The sequence below is a fragment of the Actinoplanes subglobosus genome (genome assembly GCF_042650585.1).
Classification (GTDB): Bacteria; Actinomycetota; Actinomycetes; order Mycobacteriales; family Micromonosporaceae; genus Actinoplanes; species Actinoplanes subglobosus.
This window is the reverse complement of sequence record NZ_JBHSBL010000028.1, coordinates 336,289-351,681: the sequence shown is the minus strand read 5'-3', so window position 1 is coordinate 351,681 and position 15,393 is coordinate 336,289. Positions and strand designations below refer to the sequence as shown.

At 72.0% G+C, this 15,393-nt stretch carries 14 protein-coding genes and 1 pseudogene; 3 read left to right on the top strand and 12 right to left on the bottom strand.

Features of this window, described 5'->3' with window-relative positions; translation table 11 throughout:
* The 6 genes from ACFO0C_RS42000 to ACFO0C_RS41975 form a co-directional block, all read right to left on the bottom strand.
* Nucleotides 1-1,504, bottom strand: a 1,504-nt coding sequence (locus ACFO0C_RS42000) for a dynamin family protein (RefSeq protein WP_378072427.1), incomplete at its 3' end; no start/stop codon positions are given.
* Nucleotides 1,505-1,524: 20 nt separating this feature from the next.
* Nucleotides 1,525-3,573, bottom strand: coding sequence for a dynamin family protein (locus ACFO0C_RS41995; protein ID WP_378072426.1), 2,049 nt, complete (start codon nt 3,571-3,573; stop codon nt 1,525-1,527).
* Between the two features lie 11 nt (nt 3,574-3,584).
* Complete coding sequence (locus ACFO0C_RS41990; protein WP_378072425.1) at nt 3,585-4,979, bottom strand: hypothetical protein; 1,395 nt, start codon at nt 4,977-4,979, stop codon at nt 3,585-3,587.
* Entirely contained in the window at nt 4,976-5,500 is a 525-nt protein-coding gene (locus ACFO0C_RS41985; RefSeq protein ID WP_378072424.1) for a hypothetical protein, read from the bottom strand. The genes ACFO0C_RS41990 and ACFO0C_RS41985 overlap by 4 nt, the downstream gene beginning before the upstream one ends.
* Nucleotides 5,497-6,195, bottom strand: a complete 699-nt coding sequence (locus tag ACFO0C_RS41980) for a hypothetical protein (RefSeq protein WP_378072423.1) — start codon at nt 6,193-6,195, stop codon at nt 5,497-5,499. The genes ACFO0C_RS41985 and ACFO0C_RS41980 overlap by 4 nt, the downstream gene beginning before the upstream one ends.
* Before the next feature lie 65 nt (nt 6,196-6,260).
* A complete protein-coding gene (locus tag ACFO0C_RS41975; protein ID WP_378072422.1) occupies nt 6,261-7,001 on the bottom strand; it encodes an RNA polymerase sigma factor in 741 nt (246 codons plus the stop codon).
* A gap of 142 nt (nt 7,002-7,143) precedes the next feature.
* Between ACFO0C_RS41975 and ACFO0C_RS41970 the strand changes: the two genes are divergently transcribed.
* Nucleotides 7,144-8,202: a spore photoproduct lyase family protein gene (locus ACFO0C_RS41970; protein WP_378072421.1), complete on the top strand. Its 1,059-nt coding sequence runs from the start codon at nt 7,144-7,146 to the stop codon at nt 8,200-8,202.
* A 57-nt stretch (nt 8,203-8,259) separates the two neighbouring features.
* Here ACFO0C_RS41970 and ACFO0C_RS41965 read toward each other — a convergent pair whose 3' ends face one another.
* A complete protein-coding gene (locus ACFO0C_RS41965) occupies nt 8,260-9,357 on the bottom strand; it encodes an alpha/beta fold hydrolase (RefSeq protein ID WP_378072420.1) in 1,098 nt (365 codons plus the stop codon).
* A gap of 190 nt (nt 9,358-9,547) precedes the next feature.
* Nucleotides 9,548-10,807: an erythromycin esterase family protein gene (locus ACFO0C_RS41960; protein ID WP_378072419.1), complete on the bottom strand. Its 1,260-nt coding sequence runs from the start codon at nt 10,805-10,807 to the stop codon at nt 9,548-9,550.
* 58 nt (nt 10,808-10,865) lie between these two features.
* On the opposite strand from ACFO0C_RS41960, the gene ACFO0C_RS41955 reads away from it, so the two are divergent.
* Nucleotides 10,866-11,360 carry a group II truncated hemoglobin gene (locus ACFO0C_RS41955; RefSeq protein ID WP_378072418.1) on the top strand — a complete coding sequence of 165 codons (495 nt, stop codon included), beginning with the start codon at nt 10,866-10,868 and terminating at the stop codon, nt 11,358-11,360.
* Nucleotides 11,361-11,386: 26 nt separating this feature from the next.
* On the opposite strand, the pseudogene ACFO0C_RS41950 reads toward ACFO0C_RS41955, so the two are convergent.
* From ACFO0C_RS41950 to ACFO0C_RS41940, 3 genes and pseudogenes are all read right to left on the bottom strand, one after another.
* Nucleotides 11,387-11,545: pseudogene (locus ACFO0C_RS41950) on the bottom strand (sulfurtransferase TusA family protein); the annotation flags it as partial.
* Between the two features lie 5 nt (nt 11,546-11,550).
* Nucleotides 11,551-11,949, bottom strand: a complete 399-nt coding sequence (locus ACFO0C_RS41945) for an NUDIX domain-containing protein (RefSeq protein WP_378072417.1) — start codon at nt 11,947-11,949, stop codon at nt 11,551-11,553.
* Nucleotides 11,950-11,969: 20 nt separating this feature from the next.
* The gene (locus ACFO0C_RS41940; RefSeq protein WP_378072416.1) at nt 11,970-13,190 is read right to left on the bottom strand and encodes a PP2C family protein-serine/threonine phosphatase; all 1,221 of its coding nucleotides are present in this window, start codon (nt 13,188-13,190) and stop codon (nt 11,970-11,972) included.
* 427 nt (nt 13,191-13,617) lie between these two features.
* On the opposite strand from ACFO0C_RS41940, the gene ACFO0C_RS41935 reads away from it, so the two are divergent.
* Nucleotides 13,618-13,932, top strand: coding sequence for a type II toxin-antitoxin system PemK/MazF family toxin (locus ACFO0C_RS41935; RefSeq protein WP_378072415.1), 315 nt, complete (start codon nt 13,618-13,620; stop codon nt 13,930-13,932).
* 6 nt (nt 13,933-13,938) lie between these two features.
* On the opposite strand, the gene ACFO0C_RS41930 is transcribed toward ACFO0C_RS41935, so the two are convergent.
* Nucleotides 13,939-15,345, bottom strand: coding sequence for a diguanylate cyclase domain-containing protein (locus ACFO0C_RS41930; protein WP_378072414.1), 1,407 nt, complete (start codon nt 15,343-15,345; stop codon nt 13,939-13,941).
* Nucleotides 15,346-15,393: the final 48 nt, after the last annotated feature.

Here is a 15,393-nt window from a genome sequence, read left to right as displayed (position 1 = left end):
CCGCCTCCCGTGCGCTGGCCAGCCCGGCCTTGCCGCTGATGGCGTTGGCGGTCCGCTCGCCGAAGACCGCTCCCGCGCCGAGCCCGAACGGCCCGGCGATCAGCCCGACCGCACCGCCGAGGACGGCGCCCCCGATCCGGACGGCCGGCGGGGCGGGCGGCGGCGTGGGCACGAAGACACTGATCGGCCCGGGTGCGAGACGGTCCCGCAGGGCACGGATGCCGTCGTCGCCGAGTCCGTGGTGACCGAGGTCGCGGGCCACGCCGAAGGTGTTGTCGCGGATGCGTTCGGCGAGCTCGGAGATGCTGGCCCGGACATTGCGGTCGATCATGACGGCGTAGTCCCGGCCCTCCTTGAGCGGCAGGTTGTTGATCTCCCGGATGGCGTCGGCGGCGGCCGCTCCGACCTGTGACTGGGCCTGCGCCACCAGGCCGTAGACGATGTCGTTGACCCGGGCGGCGAGCTGCTGCCGCATCCGGTCGGCGGTGAGGACGCGCGCGGCGTGTTCGGCCGAGGCGCGGGCGGCGGCCTCCTCGGCGGCGGCGGTACGCCGGTTCATGTCGACGGAGATGTCGGCGAGCGCCTGTTCGGCCCGGAACAGCCGGGTCGCGACGGTGGCGCGGTGGCCGGCGGCCAGGTCGGCGAGCAGGTCACGCAGTTCGGGCCCGCCGAACCGGTCGGGGTGGGCGGCGGCGGCCCGGGCGGAGACGAACACCGGTTCCGGCGGGTCGGCGTCGAGTTCGTCGGCGACCTCGGACAGCCGCAGCCGGCAGAACGGCGCCACCTTCTCGTGGAACCGCTGCCAGCCCTCCTCGGTGTCCTCCTTGAGGAACGCGTTGACCACGAAGACCACCGAGTGCGGGCCGTGGGTGTCGAGGTGCGCGGCGAGGAAGTCCTGCTCGGTCTCGGACAGCGGGCTGCGTGAGTCGACCACCCAGATCAGCAGGTCACCGGCGCGGGCCTCGGCGGTGGCGCGCTCGTCCATCTCCGGGTTCTCGTCGACGCCGGGCGAGTCGACCAGCAGCAGTCCGCCGGGGAAGCGGCCGCCGCTGACGGTGACGGCCAGGTGGGAGACCTCGCGGACCCGGTCGCGGCGGGTGCCGCTGCTGTCGATGAGGGAGACCTGTTCGGCGATGACGGCCCGGTCGAAGCCGAGGCTGACGAACCGCCCGCCGGTGAGGGCGAGCAGTTCGTCGGCCTTGCCGGCCCGGATCATGCAGGCCACGCCGGTCTCCGGCAGCGCTCCGGTCGGCAGCAGGGGCCGCCCGATCAGCACGTTGAGCAGGCTGGACTTGCCCGAGTTGAACCGGCCGCCGAAGGCGATGCGCACCTCCGGCTCGGCCAGCGCGGCCGACGCCTGCTGGAGGCGCTCGCGCAGGTCGTCGCGGACCGGGCGGCCGACGGCCCGGTCGAGTTGCTGGAGCACACCGAGCGAGGCGGCCGACGTCTCGGGGTCGAACCGGTCGGCGAGGCCGCTGATCGCGGGCGTCGGCATGACGGTCATGTGGTCGGGTCTCCCGGTTCTCAGATCTGGTGGCTGGCGGCGACGGTGTCGTCGAGCTGCTTGCGGTGGGTGAGGACGGCGTCGAAGGCGCGGGACAGGTCGCCCAGTGTCTTCTCCTTCTCCTCCTGGCTGCGCTCGTTCATCGCGGCCTGCTCGTCGATGGACTGGGCCTCCGCTTCGAGGGCGGCGGTCACCTCGGCGGTGATCTGCTCGGCGAGGGGCTGGAAGTAGCGTTCGACGTCACTGTGCAGGTTCCGCTGGAGGGCTTCGACCTGGCTGGTGAGGTGGGGTACGGCGTGGTCGGCGGCGAGTTTCTTGATCCGCTTCTCGAGGCCGATGTTGCCGGCGGCCTGCGCACCGACGGCACCGGCGATCAGTGCGAGCGGGATGGCGACCGGGGCGGTCAGGCCCATGCCGACGATGACCACGGCTGCGCCGACCGTGGCGGCCACGCCGCCGAGGGCTGACCGGTATCCGCCGACGCCGCCGCCGATGCCTGCGGTGAGGTTGCCGAAGGCGATGCCGATGATGGTGGAGGTGATGCGCTCGCCGATGCCGATCAGCTCGCCGCGGCCGTCGGTGCCGACCGTCTCACCGGTGAGCTGGAACTGGATGTCCTCGACTTCGGCCTCGATGGCCCGGACCTCGGCGGTGAGGTCCTCGACCATGGTCTCACGGGCGCGGGCCAGCCGGTTCGCGGCGACGGTGTGGCTCCACTCGCGGCGGCGGCTGTCGACGAAGGCGTTGATCACCTCGTCGGCCTCCTGCTGGATCTTGGTGGTGCGGAAGATCCGGGCGAAACCGGCGGCCGTCTTGAGCGAGACGGTCTCCAGGTGACCGGCGAGCCCGTCCCGGATGGACCGCTCGTTCTCCAGCAGGCCGGCCTGCAGCGCGGCGGCCGAACGCAGTTTCTGGTCGTCGATGATGCGGGCCACCCGGTCACCGCGGCGGCGCAGGTCGAGCAGCCGGGGGCGGATCTGCAGGTACTTCTCCCGCAGCTCGCCCCGCTCGGTCTCCAGACCGCTACGGAGCCGGTTGATGCGCCGCTCGACGTCGTGGCTGAGCAGCAGCCCGTGCCCGGCGAAGCGGCGCACGTGCTGGCCGAGCCGCTCGGTGAGCAGGTATTCCGCGAGCCGGCGCTCCAGCGCGAGGATGCCGGACGCCTCGACCTGCGCCTCGTCACCACGGGCCCGGCCCTGCTCGGCGGCACGGGCGTCGATCAGGTAGAGGCCGTGCTGGGCGAGGTCCTGACCGGCGTAGCGGTCGCCGGCCTGCCGCTCGTGGATGTACTTGTTCCAGACGTACGCCTTGAACTTCTCGTCGGCGACCTTGCCGTCGAACATGTTGACCACGACGAAGAGCTGGACCTTCTCGTTGGCGGCGGCCAGCGCGTCGTCGACCTCCCGTTCGCCGAGCGGCGCGTTGCTGCTGAACACGACGATCGCGGCGTCACAGCCGGCCGCGGCCCGCCGGGTGATGTCGGTGCGCTCGGGGGCCTCGTCGGTGCCGGGCGAGTCGTAGAGCATGACGTTGCCCTGGCAGAGCCGGGACGGGTAGCCGATCTCGAACTCCTCGATGTCCAGGAACCGTTGCAGGTTCTCGGACTTCGTCTGTGAGCCGTCCAGCATGGATTCGCGCAGGTAGCGGTCGAGGGTCCAGCGTTCCTCGGTGCCGTCGGAGCGGCGGGCGGTCACGTAGGGCGTCTCGGAGTAGCGGATGCCGGCCAGCACGGCGGTGCTCGGCAGTTCGTCGACGGGCAGCGGGCCGGCTGCTCCGGCCATCGCCTCGACCGGGTGGGTGACGCCCGCCATCAGCGCGTTGAGCAGCGTGGACTTGCCGCTGCTGAACCGTCCCATGACCATCAGCTTGAAGTCGTCGTGGGCGAGTTCGCGTTCGGCGTCGCGCAGCCGCTTCGCGGTCGGGTTCTCCCGCTCCTCGGCCGACGGCGTCATCGTGGTCAGCCAGTCGGAGATCTCGGCGAGGCCGGTGAGGGCCTGCCGGGTCTCGTCGCGTAGGGGGCCGCCCGCGGCGAGCTGGTCGGCGAGCATCGAGCGAGTGGTGTCGGACATCAGGGTTCCCTTCAGTTTCCGGTGGCGGCGAGGCGGGCGCGGAGGTCGTCGAGCCGGGTGGTGACATCGCTCCCGGCGGCGGAGGAGGCGGCGGAAGCGGCGGCCGGGCGCGTGTCCCGGGCCGTGCGCAGATCGTCGGCGAGCCGGTCGAAGGCGGCACCGACCTCGCGGCGCAGCCGGTCACGCTGGGTGTCGACGACTCCGGCAAGGCCTTGGCGAAGCCGGTCCAGGTCACCGGTCACCGACCGGGTACGGGCCTGCTTCTCCCGCCCGGCGCGCTCCCGTTCCCGCAGCTGCCGCTCGGCGAAGATGCCGCTGGACGTGCCGACGACGACGGCCGCCGGCAGCCCGGTGAACGGCATGGTCAGCGCGGAGACGGCGGTGGCGATGGCACCGGCGCGGACGACCGACACGAGGGTGCTGGTGTCGGCGACCGGGACGGATGCCGCACCGGGCCGTGGGGTGCGGGCGGCGACGGCCAGGTCGGGGGCGCCCCGGCCGGCCTCCTCGGTGAGCGGGGCGAGCAGTGCCCCGGGATAGGCCACCCCACCGGGGACGGCTTCGTTGACCAGGTCCCAGTCGATGCCGTCGAGCATCTCGCGGGCACGGCCGGAGGCGGCGGTGAGCCGGTCGACGGCGAGGCCGACCGCGATCGCCGTGACGTCGCCGCCGGCGAGCAGTTCCTGCTCACGTTCGAGGAAGAGGCTGGTCAGCTGGTCGCGGAGCATGTCCATGTCGGAGTCGAGGCGGCGCAGCACGTCGGCGCGTGCGGACTGCACCTGCCCGGCGATCCGGGTGAGACGCCCGTAGCTGTCCACGGCGGGCGCGGCAGTGCCGGCCTCCCCGGCCAGGACCAGCGCGTGTGCCAGCCGGAGCCGGGTCACCTCGGCGGTGGCGGCAGGCTCGGCGCTGAGCCAGGCCCGCAGCGTCGCCATGTCCCGGGTGACCCGCTCGGACGGCGTCGCGCTGTCGCTCCAGAGCAGGCAGTGGTGCTCGGCGAGGTCCTGACCGTGCCAGGTGGCGCCGCCGGAGGCGATCAGCGACTGCCAGAGGATCCGGTCGTTGCGGGCGACCTTGTCGTCGGTGTCGAGTTGCTCGGCCCCGGTCACCACGACGAACGCGGACCCGGCCGGGCGGGCGAGCACGGCGCGGGCCGCGGCGAGGGTGGTGGCGGAGAGCACCGCACCGCAGCGCAGCACGGCGACGACCCGGTGGTAGCGCAGCGTGTCGACCGACTCCTCGAGGGGCGCGACCGTCCCGGCGACGTCCAGCCGCGCGCCGGGCGCGGCGAGCAGCAGCACGTCGTCCGCGCCGGCGACGTCGAGCAGGGTGGTCACGTCGGTCCAGCCCTGCGCGACCGCGAGGGTGGTCAGGTCGGTGGTGATGTCGTCCACGGCGGGGTTCATCCCTTCAGCCAGGCGAAGAAGTCGGGGGTGAGCGCCTCGTACCAGGGCCGGGTCGCGGCCGGGAGGACGGCGTCGAGGGTGTGCAGCAGGGCGGTGCGGCGGGCGTCGCCCGCCGCGCCGGAACCGGCGAGGAAGACGGGGGCGAGGTCTCCGATCAGCTCACCGAGGGCTTTCTGGTCTTCCCGGACCTCGGCGAGGGTACGGCCGGACGGCACCACCTCGACCGGCCCGGCCAGGGGCGCCGGGGCGAACGGCACGGCCGACGTGAGGTTGTAGGCGATCAGGCGGCCCCGGGCCGCGTCGACGGCCAGCCACCGGTCCGGCGCGGACAGCCGCAGTGGCTGCTGGGGCCGGCGCACCGCGGCACCGGCGAAGACCGCGAAGCCGGGCCGCCCCCAGCGCAGTGTGGGCAGGGGCAGGGACATCTCGTGCTCGACCGGGATCTCGCCGGTGCGCAGCGGGTGCTCGCCGATGGCGGCGCGGATCCGCGGGTAGGCCAGGACGGCGCCTTCGTCGGTCATCGGTTGTCTCCTGACTGGGTCACGTCGGTCACCACGCAGGCGCCGCCGACGGTGAGCCATGCGTCGTTCATCAGCGGCGCGGCCACGAACTGCCCGGCCGCGCCGGTCCCGCTGTCGTTGACGTAGAAGCCCTGCAGGTCGCCGGTGCCGGGGTCGCGGGCCACGCCGGTGACGGTGACCGCGTGGTTGGGGTAGCCGTCGCCGTAGGCGTTCGCGTCGTTCCACAGCACACCGGCGTTGGCGCCGATGATCACGCCGCGGCCCTGCTCGACGAAGCCGGCCAGGTCCTCCATCGACTGCCCGGCCTCGACGTGCGCGGGGACGTCGTGGCGGCGCAGGATCTCGGCCTGCTGCTCCAGGGTGGTGCCGCCGGAACCGGCCGCGTCGCTCTGCACGTCGCAGAGCCCGTTGGCGACAGCGAACGCCACCACGTCCTGCTCGGTGACCGGCACGTCGAACTGGTTCAGCACGGTCTCGCAGGAGCAGAGCCCGCAGTCCTGACAGAAGCCGAAGCTGTTGTCGCCCTGCCGGTGCCCGAACTCGGCCGCCCGGGCGACGTCGCCGAACGTGACCGACTCCCGGCCGTCGGGCAGGGTCTCCAGCCGGGTGGGCACATCCGTATCCGCTTCCAGCGGGAACGGTGGCCCGTCGGGTGGCACGTCATGCCACGCTCCCGGTGGCATCTCGAACGCCATGACCAGAACCTCCATCGGTGGGTCGAGGGTCTTCACCGGAACAGACCCGCGCTCCCGACCCGGCATTACCGATCCGCGGAGGATTCTTCGAGATTTTCGACGACCTTGGCGCAGGCGGCGCGCAGGGCGGTCCGCCAGCCCACCCGCCGGTAGCCGGAACGGCGCTGCAGGATGACCATCCGGAACGCCTCGGCCTCGGCCTCGGTCAGCGGCTGCGCCGCGACGAGCGCGCGACGATAGGCGGCGGCCAGGGCATCCGGGCCGGCGACGAGTCCGGGGTCGGTCTCCAGGACGAAGACCCGCAGCTTGGGTACGGCTCTCAGGTGCGCGACCGCACAGGCGCCGGCGGCCGCCCCGAGCCGGACGCCGAGTTTCTCCCACGATTCGTCCGGATGGTCCAGCCGGGCCTCCAGCACGGCGCCCTCGCCCGGGCTGAGCGCACCGGCCGTCACCGCACGGCTCACCGCGGCCCGGATCCAGCCGGCGTCGCCGGGCGGTTCCTCGGCGGGCACTGCCGGTTCGGCGTCGCCGAGGTTCTCCAGGGGTGTCTCCGCCTGGGTGATCCGGCCGCGCTCCGCGCCGAGCCGGGCCGCCTCGCGTCGCGCGATGCGCAGCACCCAGGTCAGGAAGGCCGCGTCGCCGCGGAAGCTCGGAAAACCGCGCCAGGCACGGATCATCACCCGCTGATAGAGCTCCTCCGCCTCGCCCAGCCGTCCGGCGGAGCTCCGGCAGAATTTGATGACCTCTGATTTCGCCTCTTTCCAGCAGTCGGTGAAGGCGGCATCGGTCGAGGACCGGTCCGGCATGGCTGGAAATTTACTGTGAGTCGCGAATTCGCGAAGTGCGTCGATCGGGTCTTACCTACACCGCGATCGGGCGGCATCCTGGCCCCGAAAATACGACCCCGGCCGAGCGATTCGACCGGTAATGGCGAGGGATAATCAGGGCATGGGGGAACTGCTGGACATCCGGCGCATCTACGTCGAGCCGGCAGCGGCGCTACTGCCTCGCGGACGCGAGATCCTGTTGCGATGGCCGGCGGCGACGATCGTCGAGGTGGAGAGCCACCAGCGGATCCCGGAGCTGTTCGGTGACGAGACCAACGTGCGTCGCTGGGTGCGCATCAAGCAGGAGGCGCTGGTCGTCGGGGTGAAGAAGACGATGACCGCCCGGCCGAACGGGCGATCCGCCGATTTCATCGCGCCGTCGACCGCCAACGGATGCGCAATGGCCTGCGCGTACTGCTACGTGCCCCGGCACAAGGGGTACAGCAACCCGATCACCGTCTTCGCGAACATCGAGCGCGTGGTGGCGTACCTGCAGAGGCATGCGACCCGTCAGGGCGCCAAACCGGAACCGAACGAGTGCGACCCGGTTTCCTGGGTCTATGACATCGGCGAGAATTCGGATTGTTCGGTGGACGCCCGGGTCAGTGACAACGTCCGCGACCTGGTCGAGCTGTTCCGGTGGCTGCCGAACGCGAAAGCCAGTTTCGCCACCAAGCACGTCAACCGGGATCTACTGGAATGGGATCCGCAGGGTCGGACGCGGATCCGTTTCTCGTTGATGCCACCGGCCGACGCGAAGGTTCTGGACATCCGCACCAGCACCGTCGCGGAACGCATCGCGGCCATCGACGACTTCGTCGCCGCCGGATACGAGGTGCACGTCAATCTCAGCCCGGTCGTGGTCCGGGACGGCTGGCTCGACGACTGGCGTGACCTGCTCGACCAGCTGGACGCCGGCATCGGCCCGGAGGCGCGACGGCAGCTCGCCGCCGAGATCATCTTCCTGACCCACAACCGGGGTCTGCACGAGGTCAACCTGGGCTGGCATCCGCGCGCCGAGGACCTGATCTGGCGTCCCGAGCTCCAGCAGGTGAAACGCTCGCAGAACGGCGATCTCAACGTCCGCTACCGCACCGGCGCCAAGGGGGCGTACGTGCGGGCCCTCACCGGCCTGATCGCCGAACGGACCCCCTACCTGCGGGTCCGGTACGCGTTCTGACACGACGCGCCCGGCGGGGCTGAGCCGCCGGGCGCGCCACTGTGGGGAGCGGGTGGGTCAGGTGAAGCGGGCGGCGATCCAGTCCGCGACCACGGTGACCGACTGGACGACAGCCTGGTCGTGGTTGGCGCCGGGAATGGTGTGGAAGGTGACCGGCACCCCGTAGGCCTCGATCTGGTCGACGAGGATCTCGGAGGCGAAGTACGGGACCGCCTCGTCCTCGGTGCCGTGCACGATCAGGACCGGGGCGCTCAGTGCGGTCTGTGCGGGGTTCTCGTAGGAGGCCATCTTGCTGACGACCGCGGCGGGCACCACGCCGCCCTCGACCAGGTCGGTGGCGGAGAAGTTCTGGTAGGTCGCGAGGATCTCCGGCAGGCAGCCGGACTGGAGCACACCCAGCTGCGCCTCGGCCGGCGCGGCGAGCACGTTGTTCGGTTTGAAGCTCGGCTCGACGACCGAGACACCGGTCAGCGCCATCACCAGGTATCCCTGGCCCGGGGTGCCCGGGATGTAGTTGATGAACTCCTGCGTGTTGGAGACCGGCGCGATCGCCGCGGTGCCCTTGAGCACCAGGTTCCCGTCGTAGCTCGGGGCCAGCTGGCTGGCGAACAGCGAACCCTGTCCACCCTGCGAGTGGCCGTCGACGACGTACTGGGTGGAGAGCGCGGAGTCCAGGTTACGGGCGGCACGGACGTTGTCGATCAGCGACCGGCCGGCACTGGCGCCGATCAGGTACGGGTGGGCCTGCGCCGTGCCCAGTCCCGGGTAGTCGGGTGCGGCCACGGTCCAGCCGCGGGTGAGCATCTCGGCGATGGCCAGGCGCGCCTCGTTCCAGAACACGGCCTGGCTGGTCGACGGGGCACACTGGTCGGCGAGTCCGGTGGTGCCGTGCCCCCACGCCACGACACGGTTCTTCTTGTTGGTCTTCGGGGTGAGGACCAGCCCGGTCGCGGTGATCACTCCACCGTTGATGTTCGTCGTCACGTACTGGATCCGCTTGCCGGTGGCAAGAGCGGACAAACTCGTCGGCAGACTCGCGGTCGTCGAGCTCAGCACGAATCCCGGCAGAGTCGCGTACGCCGGTCCGGCGGTCGCGACCAGCATCCCGGCCGCTGCGATCAGCGCGGCGAGAAGAAGTCGGGAGATCTTTCTCATGGCACCACGTTCCCCTGCAAGATCCGAAGTGGATGATCGATGGATGCCACAGCCTAAAACTGATCTACCCTGCGGCGGATCGGTAATCACGGGCACACTGACGTGCCTATTCGGGCATCGCCACACGTCAACTGAATGATGTGCCAGTCGATTTCAAAAGATCCATTTAATCGGCGGTTCATTATCGTAATCAGACACCGCTGGGGTACGTCTCCGGCTCGTGGACGTTCACCCGCAGAGTGTGCAGGGGCCGCAGCGCCCGCGTCCCGGCAAACCAGAGAAACGCGTCGTACCGCTCGCCGAGGACCGTCGGCACGTAGTTGGCCCAGCGTTCCCGTTCCGGCCGGTAGACCACGCCGATCGCCCGGTGCGGCAGCTCGGTGGTGAGCAGATCCGGTCGCGGGCCCCCGGCGGGGAAGACGAAGAGAGCCTCCGGCGGGGCGGCGTTCTGTAAGACTTCCTCCAGCGAACCCGGCCGGGCAGGCGGCACGCCCATCGCCTCCATCGACCCTCCCCACTGCGACCCGGCGACCACGGTCCCGTGGTACGTGCCGAGACCGACCAGCAGCGTCCGGTCCGCACCGAACCGCTCCCGGGCCAGCTGGCCCAGCGTCACCTCGCCGTATCCGGCCTGGTCGGTGGCCCGCGCGTCGCCCACGTGCGTGTTGTGCGCCCAGACCACGGCCCGCGACGCCGGCCCGTAGCGGTGCAGCAGCCGGTCAAGGGTGGCGTCCATGTGCCGGTCCCGGATGTTCCACGCCTCCGGGCCGCCGCGCACCATCGTCCGGTAGTAGCCCTCCGCCCCGGCCACCACCTCGGCGTTCTGCCACACGCCGAAGTCACGGCCGGCCAGCTCGGCGAGCATCGCGACGACCTTGCCCTCGCACGCGGCCGACACGAACTGGGTGGCCCAGCCGTACGCGTTCGGGTCCTCGTTGAACGGCTCGAAGCACCGGTAGGCGTCCAGGGCGGCCGGCACCCGGTCCGGGTCGTGCTCGCGCAGCCACGTCAGGATCTCCCGCATCGACTGCCACAGCGAGTAGACGTCGAGCCCGTGGAAGCCCACCCGGTCGTCCGGCGGCCGTCTCTCGTTGAGACCGCGCAGCCAGCGGGTGAAGTCGACGGTCTCCTCGTTGGCCCACATCCACGTCGGCCAGCGGTCGTAACGCAGCAGTGCCTGGCGCGGGTCCGGGCCGTCACCGCGCACCGCCGCGTTCACCCGTTCACAGTCCGGCCAGTCACCCTCGACCGCGACGAACGAGAAACCGCGCTCGGCGATCAGCCGCCGGGTCAGCGCCGCCCGCCACTCGTAGAACTCGTGTGTGCCGTGGGAGGCCTCACCGATCAGCACGACCCTGGCACCGGCCGCCCGGTCCAGCAGGACCTCCAGGTCCCCCGGATCACGCAGCGGCCGGGCGATCGAGGCCACCTCGTCCCCGTAGCGGATCACCCCCGCCGCGTACCCGGACCGGGTCGCGTCATACGTCCGACCTTGTCATGCTGGGAGGATGGGACGTCCCACGCTGTACGACGCAGCCGGCGGAGCACCCGCCATGCTGGCCCTGGCCGCCGACTTCCATCAGCGCTGCCTGGACCATCCGACGCTGTCGCACCCGTTCTCGCACGGCGTCGATCCGGAGCACGTGCCGCACCTCGCCGCGTACTGGGGTGAGGTGTTCGGCGGTCCGCCGGTCTACTCCACGACGCGGGGCGGGCACCCGGCGATGATCCGCGTGCACGCCAACCAGTGCGACGAGGATCCGTTCTCGGCGGCGTTCGTCGAGTGTTTCGACGCGGCGGTGGCGGCGACGCTCCCCGATGATCCGGCTTTGCGGGCGGTGCTCGGCGACTACATCCGGGCGGGCACCACCGAGGTGGTGCCCTACATGCCGTTGTCCGCGGCGGGGCCCGCCGACGTGCCGATGCCGCTCTGGACCTGGGCCGGGCGCCAGGGGCGGGACGGGTCGGTGTCGACCGGGGAGGCAGTCACCCGTACCCCATAGGTCCGGGGTTGCAGTTGACCGAGATATTCGTGGCCGGTGAGGTGGCACCAGGCCGGGAGGTCGAGCGGCGCCGCCGGGTCGGAGGCGATCAGGTGGACCACCGCGCCCGCCGGCAGGGTCGCGATCAGCCGGCGCAGCTCGATGAGGAGCAGGACACAGCGCCGGTCGCCGCCGTCCAGGACCACCGGCGTCACGGCAGCAGCGCCAAGGTCGCCGGGAGCTGCGAGTGCAGCGGGGCGGGCAGCTCGCCCGGGGCGAACCAGGCCAGGTCGTCGAACTTGTGCGGCTCGCCGATCCGGACCTGCCCGGGGTCGACCCGGACCGCGAAGACCACCGCCACCCAGTGCGACGGCGGATCGTCGCGCAGCACGTTGCGGACACCGAGTTGCCGGATCTCCCGCGGCACCGCCGCGTATTCCTCGCCGACCTCACGGGTCACCGCGGCCTCGAACGTCTCGCCGAACTCCAGCGCGCCGGCGCCGCAGTCCCAGGCGCCCGGCTCGTCACGGGCCTGCGCCGAGCGGCGGGCCAGCAGGATCCGGCCGGCGCCGTCGTGGCAGACGAAAACACACGACACAGAAGGCTTCATGCCTTGATCATGCCTCGGCCTCAATACCGCGGACGGGCGGCCAGGATGCAGGTGTCGTCGTCCGGGTTCGCGCGGCGCAGCCTGGCCAGCATCTCGGCGAGCGGCTGCTCCGGGGCGGCCCGGACCGCGTCGTCGACCGTCGCGATCACCGAGTCCAGGCCGACGTCCGGCCCGCGGTTGCGCTGCTCGACCAGCCCGTCGGTGTAGAGCAGCAGCACGTCTCCCGGGGTGAAACCGACGACCGCGTCGGCGTAGCGGGCGCCGTCGACCACCCCCAGCATCGGACCCGCCGGGCGGGGCAGCGGCACGGTCCGGCCGCCCCGGCTCAGCAGCGGCGGCGGATGGCCGGCCTGTGCCCACACCAGCTCGTGCCGGGCCGGGTCGAAGCGGGCCACCACGGCGGTCGCCGCGAGTTCCGGGTCGTCGCCCTCCAGCTCGCAGATCAGCTGGTTCAGGTATTGCAGCAGGGTGCCTGGGTCGCTGGTCACCACGGCCAGGGCGCGCAGTGCATGCCGCAGCTGCGCCATCGTCGTCGCCGCCTGCGTGCCGTGCCCCGCCACGTCACCGACCGCCAGCAGCACCGACCCGTCGCGCAGTGCCGCCGCGTGGTACCAGTCGCCGCCGATCATCGCCTCCTGCCCGGCCGGCAGATAGCGCACCGCCACCCGGACCCCGGGCAGGTCGATCGGCTCGTCCGGGATGGGCAGGATGATCCGCTGCAACCGGGCCGCCAGCTCGTGCTCGGCCGCGAGGGTCCGCTCCACCTCGGCCAGCCGTTCGGCACCGGCCGGTCGTGCGGGCTGCCAGCTGATCAGCAGGCCGGGCCCGAGCCGCCCGGCCCGGATCATGAAATCGGCGTCACCGAGCCGGACCGGCCCCAGCTCGGCGGGCTCCCCGGTGTCCAGCACCCGCTGGTACGCCGCCCACCGGTCGCCGCCGATCACGTCCGGATCATGGCGGCTCACCGGGAGGCCGATGAGCTGGGTGCCGCGGCGTCCGTCCGCGGTCACGGCCGACGGGCTGGCCGCGGCCCAGATCAGGTCGATCAGGCGGCCGCCCGGATCGGTTTCGGCCGCCAGGTAACCGGACATCCCGGGCAGTGTGTCGAGGACGGTCTGCACCGTGGCGAGCCAGGACGCGCCGGGGCGGTCCCCTCCGGCCGGGCCGTCCGTGCCGCCGGGCTCCCACGCCGGGGCAGACCTCGGGCCGAGGGCCGTCCACGCGTACGCCTGCGCTCCCACCGGTAACCCTCCCGCCGCTCCGGGTTCCTGCTTACGCCTGCACACCGCACCTCTGCATCCCCCGATCATCCGGCCGGGTGCCTACGAATCCATCTCCGTCGCACAGGCCACCCGATCGAGGTCCGACGATCGGCCCCTTCCGGTAGGGCCACCCGGCCCCCACCACACGGGAACGGACCTGCCCCGCCGGTCGTGGGCACCGCGCGCGACGCCCCGGGACGGGGTGGGCCTCGTGGGGCTGGGTGACCCGTACGGGAGCAGGTTGATGCGGAGGGGCGGACGGTGCGTGGCGAGGAGACCGGGAGCTGTGGGGAGGCCGGCCGCAGTTTCGTGAGGTGGCCGGGCGGGGCGGGCGCGAGCGAGATCCGCGCGGCGGTACGCTCCATGCCATGCCGATCCGGACCGTGCCGATTTCCGGGTCCCGCTGATGAGGCGCGGGGAGATCTGGACCATCGGTGATCGGGCCGATCTGCGCTATCGCGTTCTCGTGCTCTCCGGCGACAGCTACAACGAGCGGAAGAACGCGGCGCCGTTCTGTGCGCCGATCGTCCGGCAGCGTGGGGTCACCGAGTTGCCGCCCTACGCGGTGGCGCTCACCGAGCAGGATCCGATCACCGGTGTGGTGGTGGTCAACCGGATGCGCCGGCTGCCGGCGTCCACCGGGGCGGAGCGGATCGGCATGGTGACCGGCGCCAGCATGGCCCGGCTGGCCGACGCGATGCGGGACCTGTTCGAGCTCTGACGGCCGTCAGGCGGCCCGGCGGGTGGCCTTGTCGTCGTACATGGACTGGTCGGCCCGGCGGATCAGCTCGTCGGCGTCGAGGGTGGCGTCGGAGAGAACGGCGCCGATGCTCGCGCCGACCCGCACCTGTTCGCCGCCCAGGGTGATCGGCGGGTCGAGGGCCGCGTGCAGGTGGGCGGTCAGCCGGCGGGCGGCGGCGGTCTGGTCCGGGTCGTCACAGAGCAGCACGAACTCGTCGCCGCCGTACCGGGCGGTGAACGCGCCGGCGGTGCGCAGGCGGGCGGCGACCTCGGTGAGGAGCTGATCGCCGGCGAGGTGGCCGAGTTCGTCGTTGACCTGCTTGAAGCCGTTGAGGTCGCAGAAGAGCAGCACCACCGAGGGCCGGCCGGCGCGCTGTTCGGCGGCCAGGGCGGCGTCCAGGCGGTTCCAGAGTTCGGCGCGGTTGGGCAGGCCGGTGAGCAGGTCGTGGGTGGCCTGGTGGCGCAGCTGCCGCTCGGCCTGCTCGCGCTGGCGGCCGAGCCGGGCCACCCGGAACGCGACGAGCGCGACGATCACCAGGTTGCCGACCGTGAGCAGGGCGGCGTCACCGCGGACGCCGAGGATCTCGCGGATGCCGGAGACGGTGGGCACGATGGTGACCGCGCTGGTCAGCAGGATGACCCGGCCGGCGAAGAGGCGGTCCGGCGGGACCGGCCCCGGGCGGGCCATCAGGGGCGCGGACGGATGCAGCACGGCCAGGCCGAGCAGCGTGTAGCTGACCATGAAGGCCATCTCGCGGTACGCCGAGGTCTGTGCCGTGACGCTGCCGGTGACCAGGATCGCCCCCACACTGGCGATCAGGTCGGTGAGGACCGCGGCGGCGAGCAGCAGCAGCGGCGCGGGGCGGGGCCGGGACGTGTGCAGGACCCGGATCAGCATGCCGAGGACCCCGGACAGCAGCAGGACGGTGGCGAGCAGGCTGGTCTGCAGCAGCAGTTCGACGCCGGCCGCGTCGAGGGACGGCTGCAGCAGCAGGGTCCAGATGAGGGCGGCGGCGACGATGGCGGCCACCCCGGCGTCGAGGAGGCCGCCGATGTCGTTGCGGCCGCGCCGCAGGACCAGAGCCACCGCGGCGGCGAGCATGTGCAGGTTGCCGACGGCGAGGACCAGGTCGGCGACGCCGACGAGGGCGGTGCCGCCGGCCAGCGACGTGACGTTGCTGGCCACCATCCAGACGGCGCCGAGCAGCAGCAGGAGGTACGGCAGCCGGTCACCGCGCGGGACCCGGCGCAGCAGCCAGCCGGTCGCGGCGACATCGAGCAGCGACATCATGAGGAACAGCCCGAGCCGGCCGGACACCGAGACCACGGGCACGGCCGCCGTGCAGGCGAGGCCGACGGCGAGCAGGGCCGCCATGCCGGAGAAGCGGGTCACGGCTGTGCGATCGGCTCCGGCGGCGCAGACTTGAGCATGCTCACCACG

Excerpts from the sequence above, each read along its gene's own strand:
- ACFO0C_RS41995 (WP_378072426.1), bottom strand. The coding sequence starts at position 3,573 with ATGTCCGACACCACTCGCTCGATGCTCGCCGACCAGCTCGCCGCGGGC.
- ACFO0C_RS41990 (WP_378072425.1), bottom strand. The coding sequence starts at position 4,979 with ATGAACCCCGCCGTGGACGACATCACCACCGACCTGACCACCCTCGCG.
- ACFO0C_RS41985 (WP_378072424.1), bottom strand. The coding sequence starts at position 5,500 with ATGACCGACGAAGGCGCCGTCCTGGCCTACCCGCGGATCCGCGCCGCC.
- ACFO0C_RS41980 (WP_378072423.1), bottom strand. The coding sequence starts at position 6,195 with ATGGCGTTCGAGATGCCACCGGGAGCGTGGCATGACGTGCCACCCGAC.
- ACFO0C_RS41975 (WP_378072422.1), bottom strand. The coding sequence starts at position 7,001 with ATGCCGGACCGGTCCTCGACCGATGCCGCCTTCACCGACTGCTGGAAA.
- ACFO0C_RS41970 (WP_378072421.1), top strand. The coding sequence starts at position 7,144 with ATGGGGGAACTGCTGGACATCCGGCGCATCTACGTCGAGCCGGCAGCG.
- ACFO0C_RS41965 (WP_378072420.1), bottom strand. The coding sequence starts at position 9,357 with ATGAGAAAGATCTCCCGACTTCTTCTCGCCGCGCTGATCGCAGCGGCC.
- ACFO0C_RS41955 (WP_378072418.1), top strand. The coding sequence starts at position 10,866 with ATGGGACGTCCCACGCTGTACGACGCAGCCGGCGGAGCACCCGCCATG.
- ACFO0C_RS41945 (WP_378072417.1), bottom strand. The coding sequence starts at position 11,949 with ATGAAGCCTTCTGTGTCGTGTGTTTTCGTCTGCCACGACGGCGCCGGC.
- ACFO0C_RS41935 (WP_378072415.1), top strand. The coding sequence starts at position 13,618 with ATGAGGCGCGGGGAGATCTGGACCATCGGTGATCGGGCCGATCTGCGC.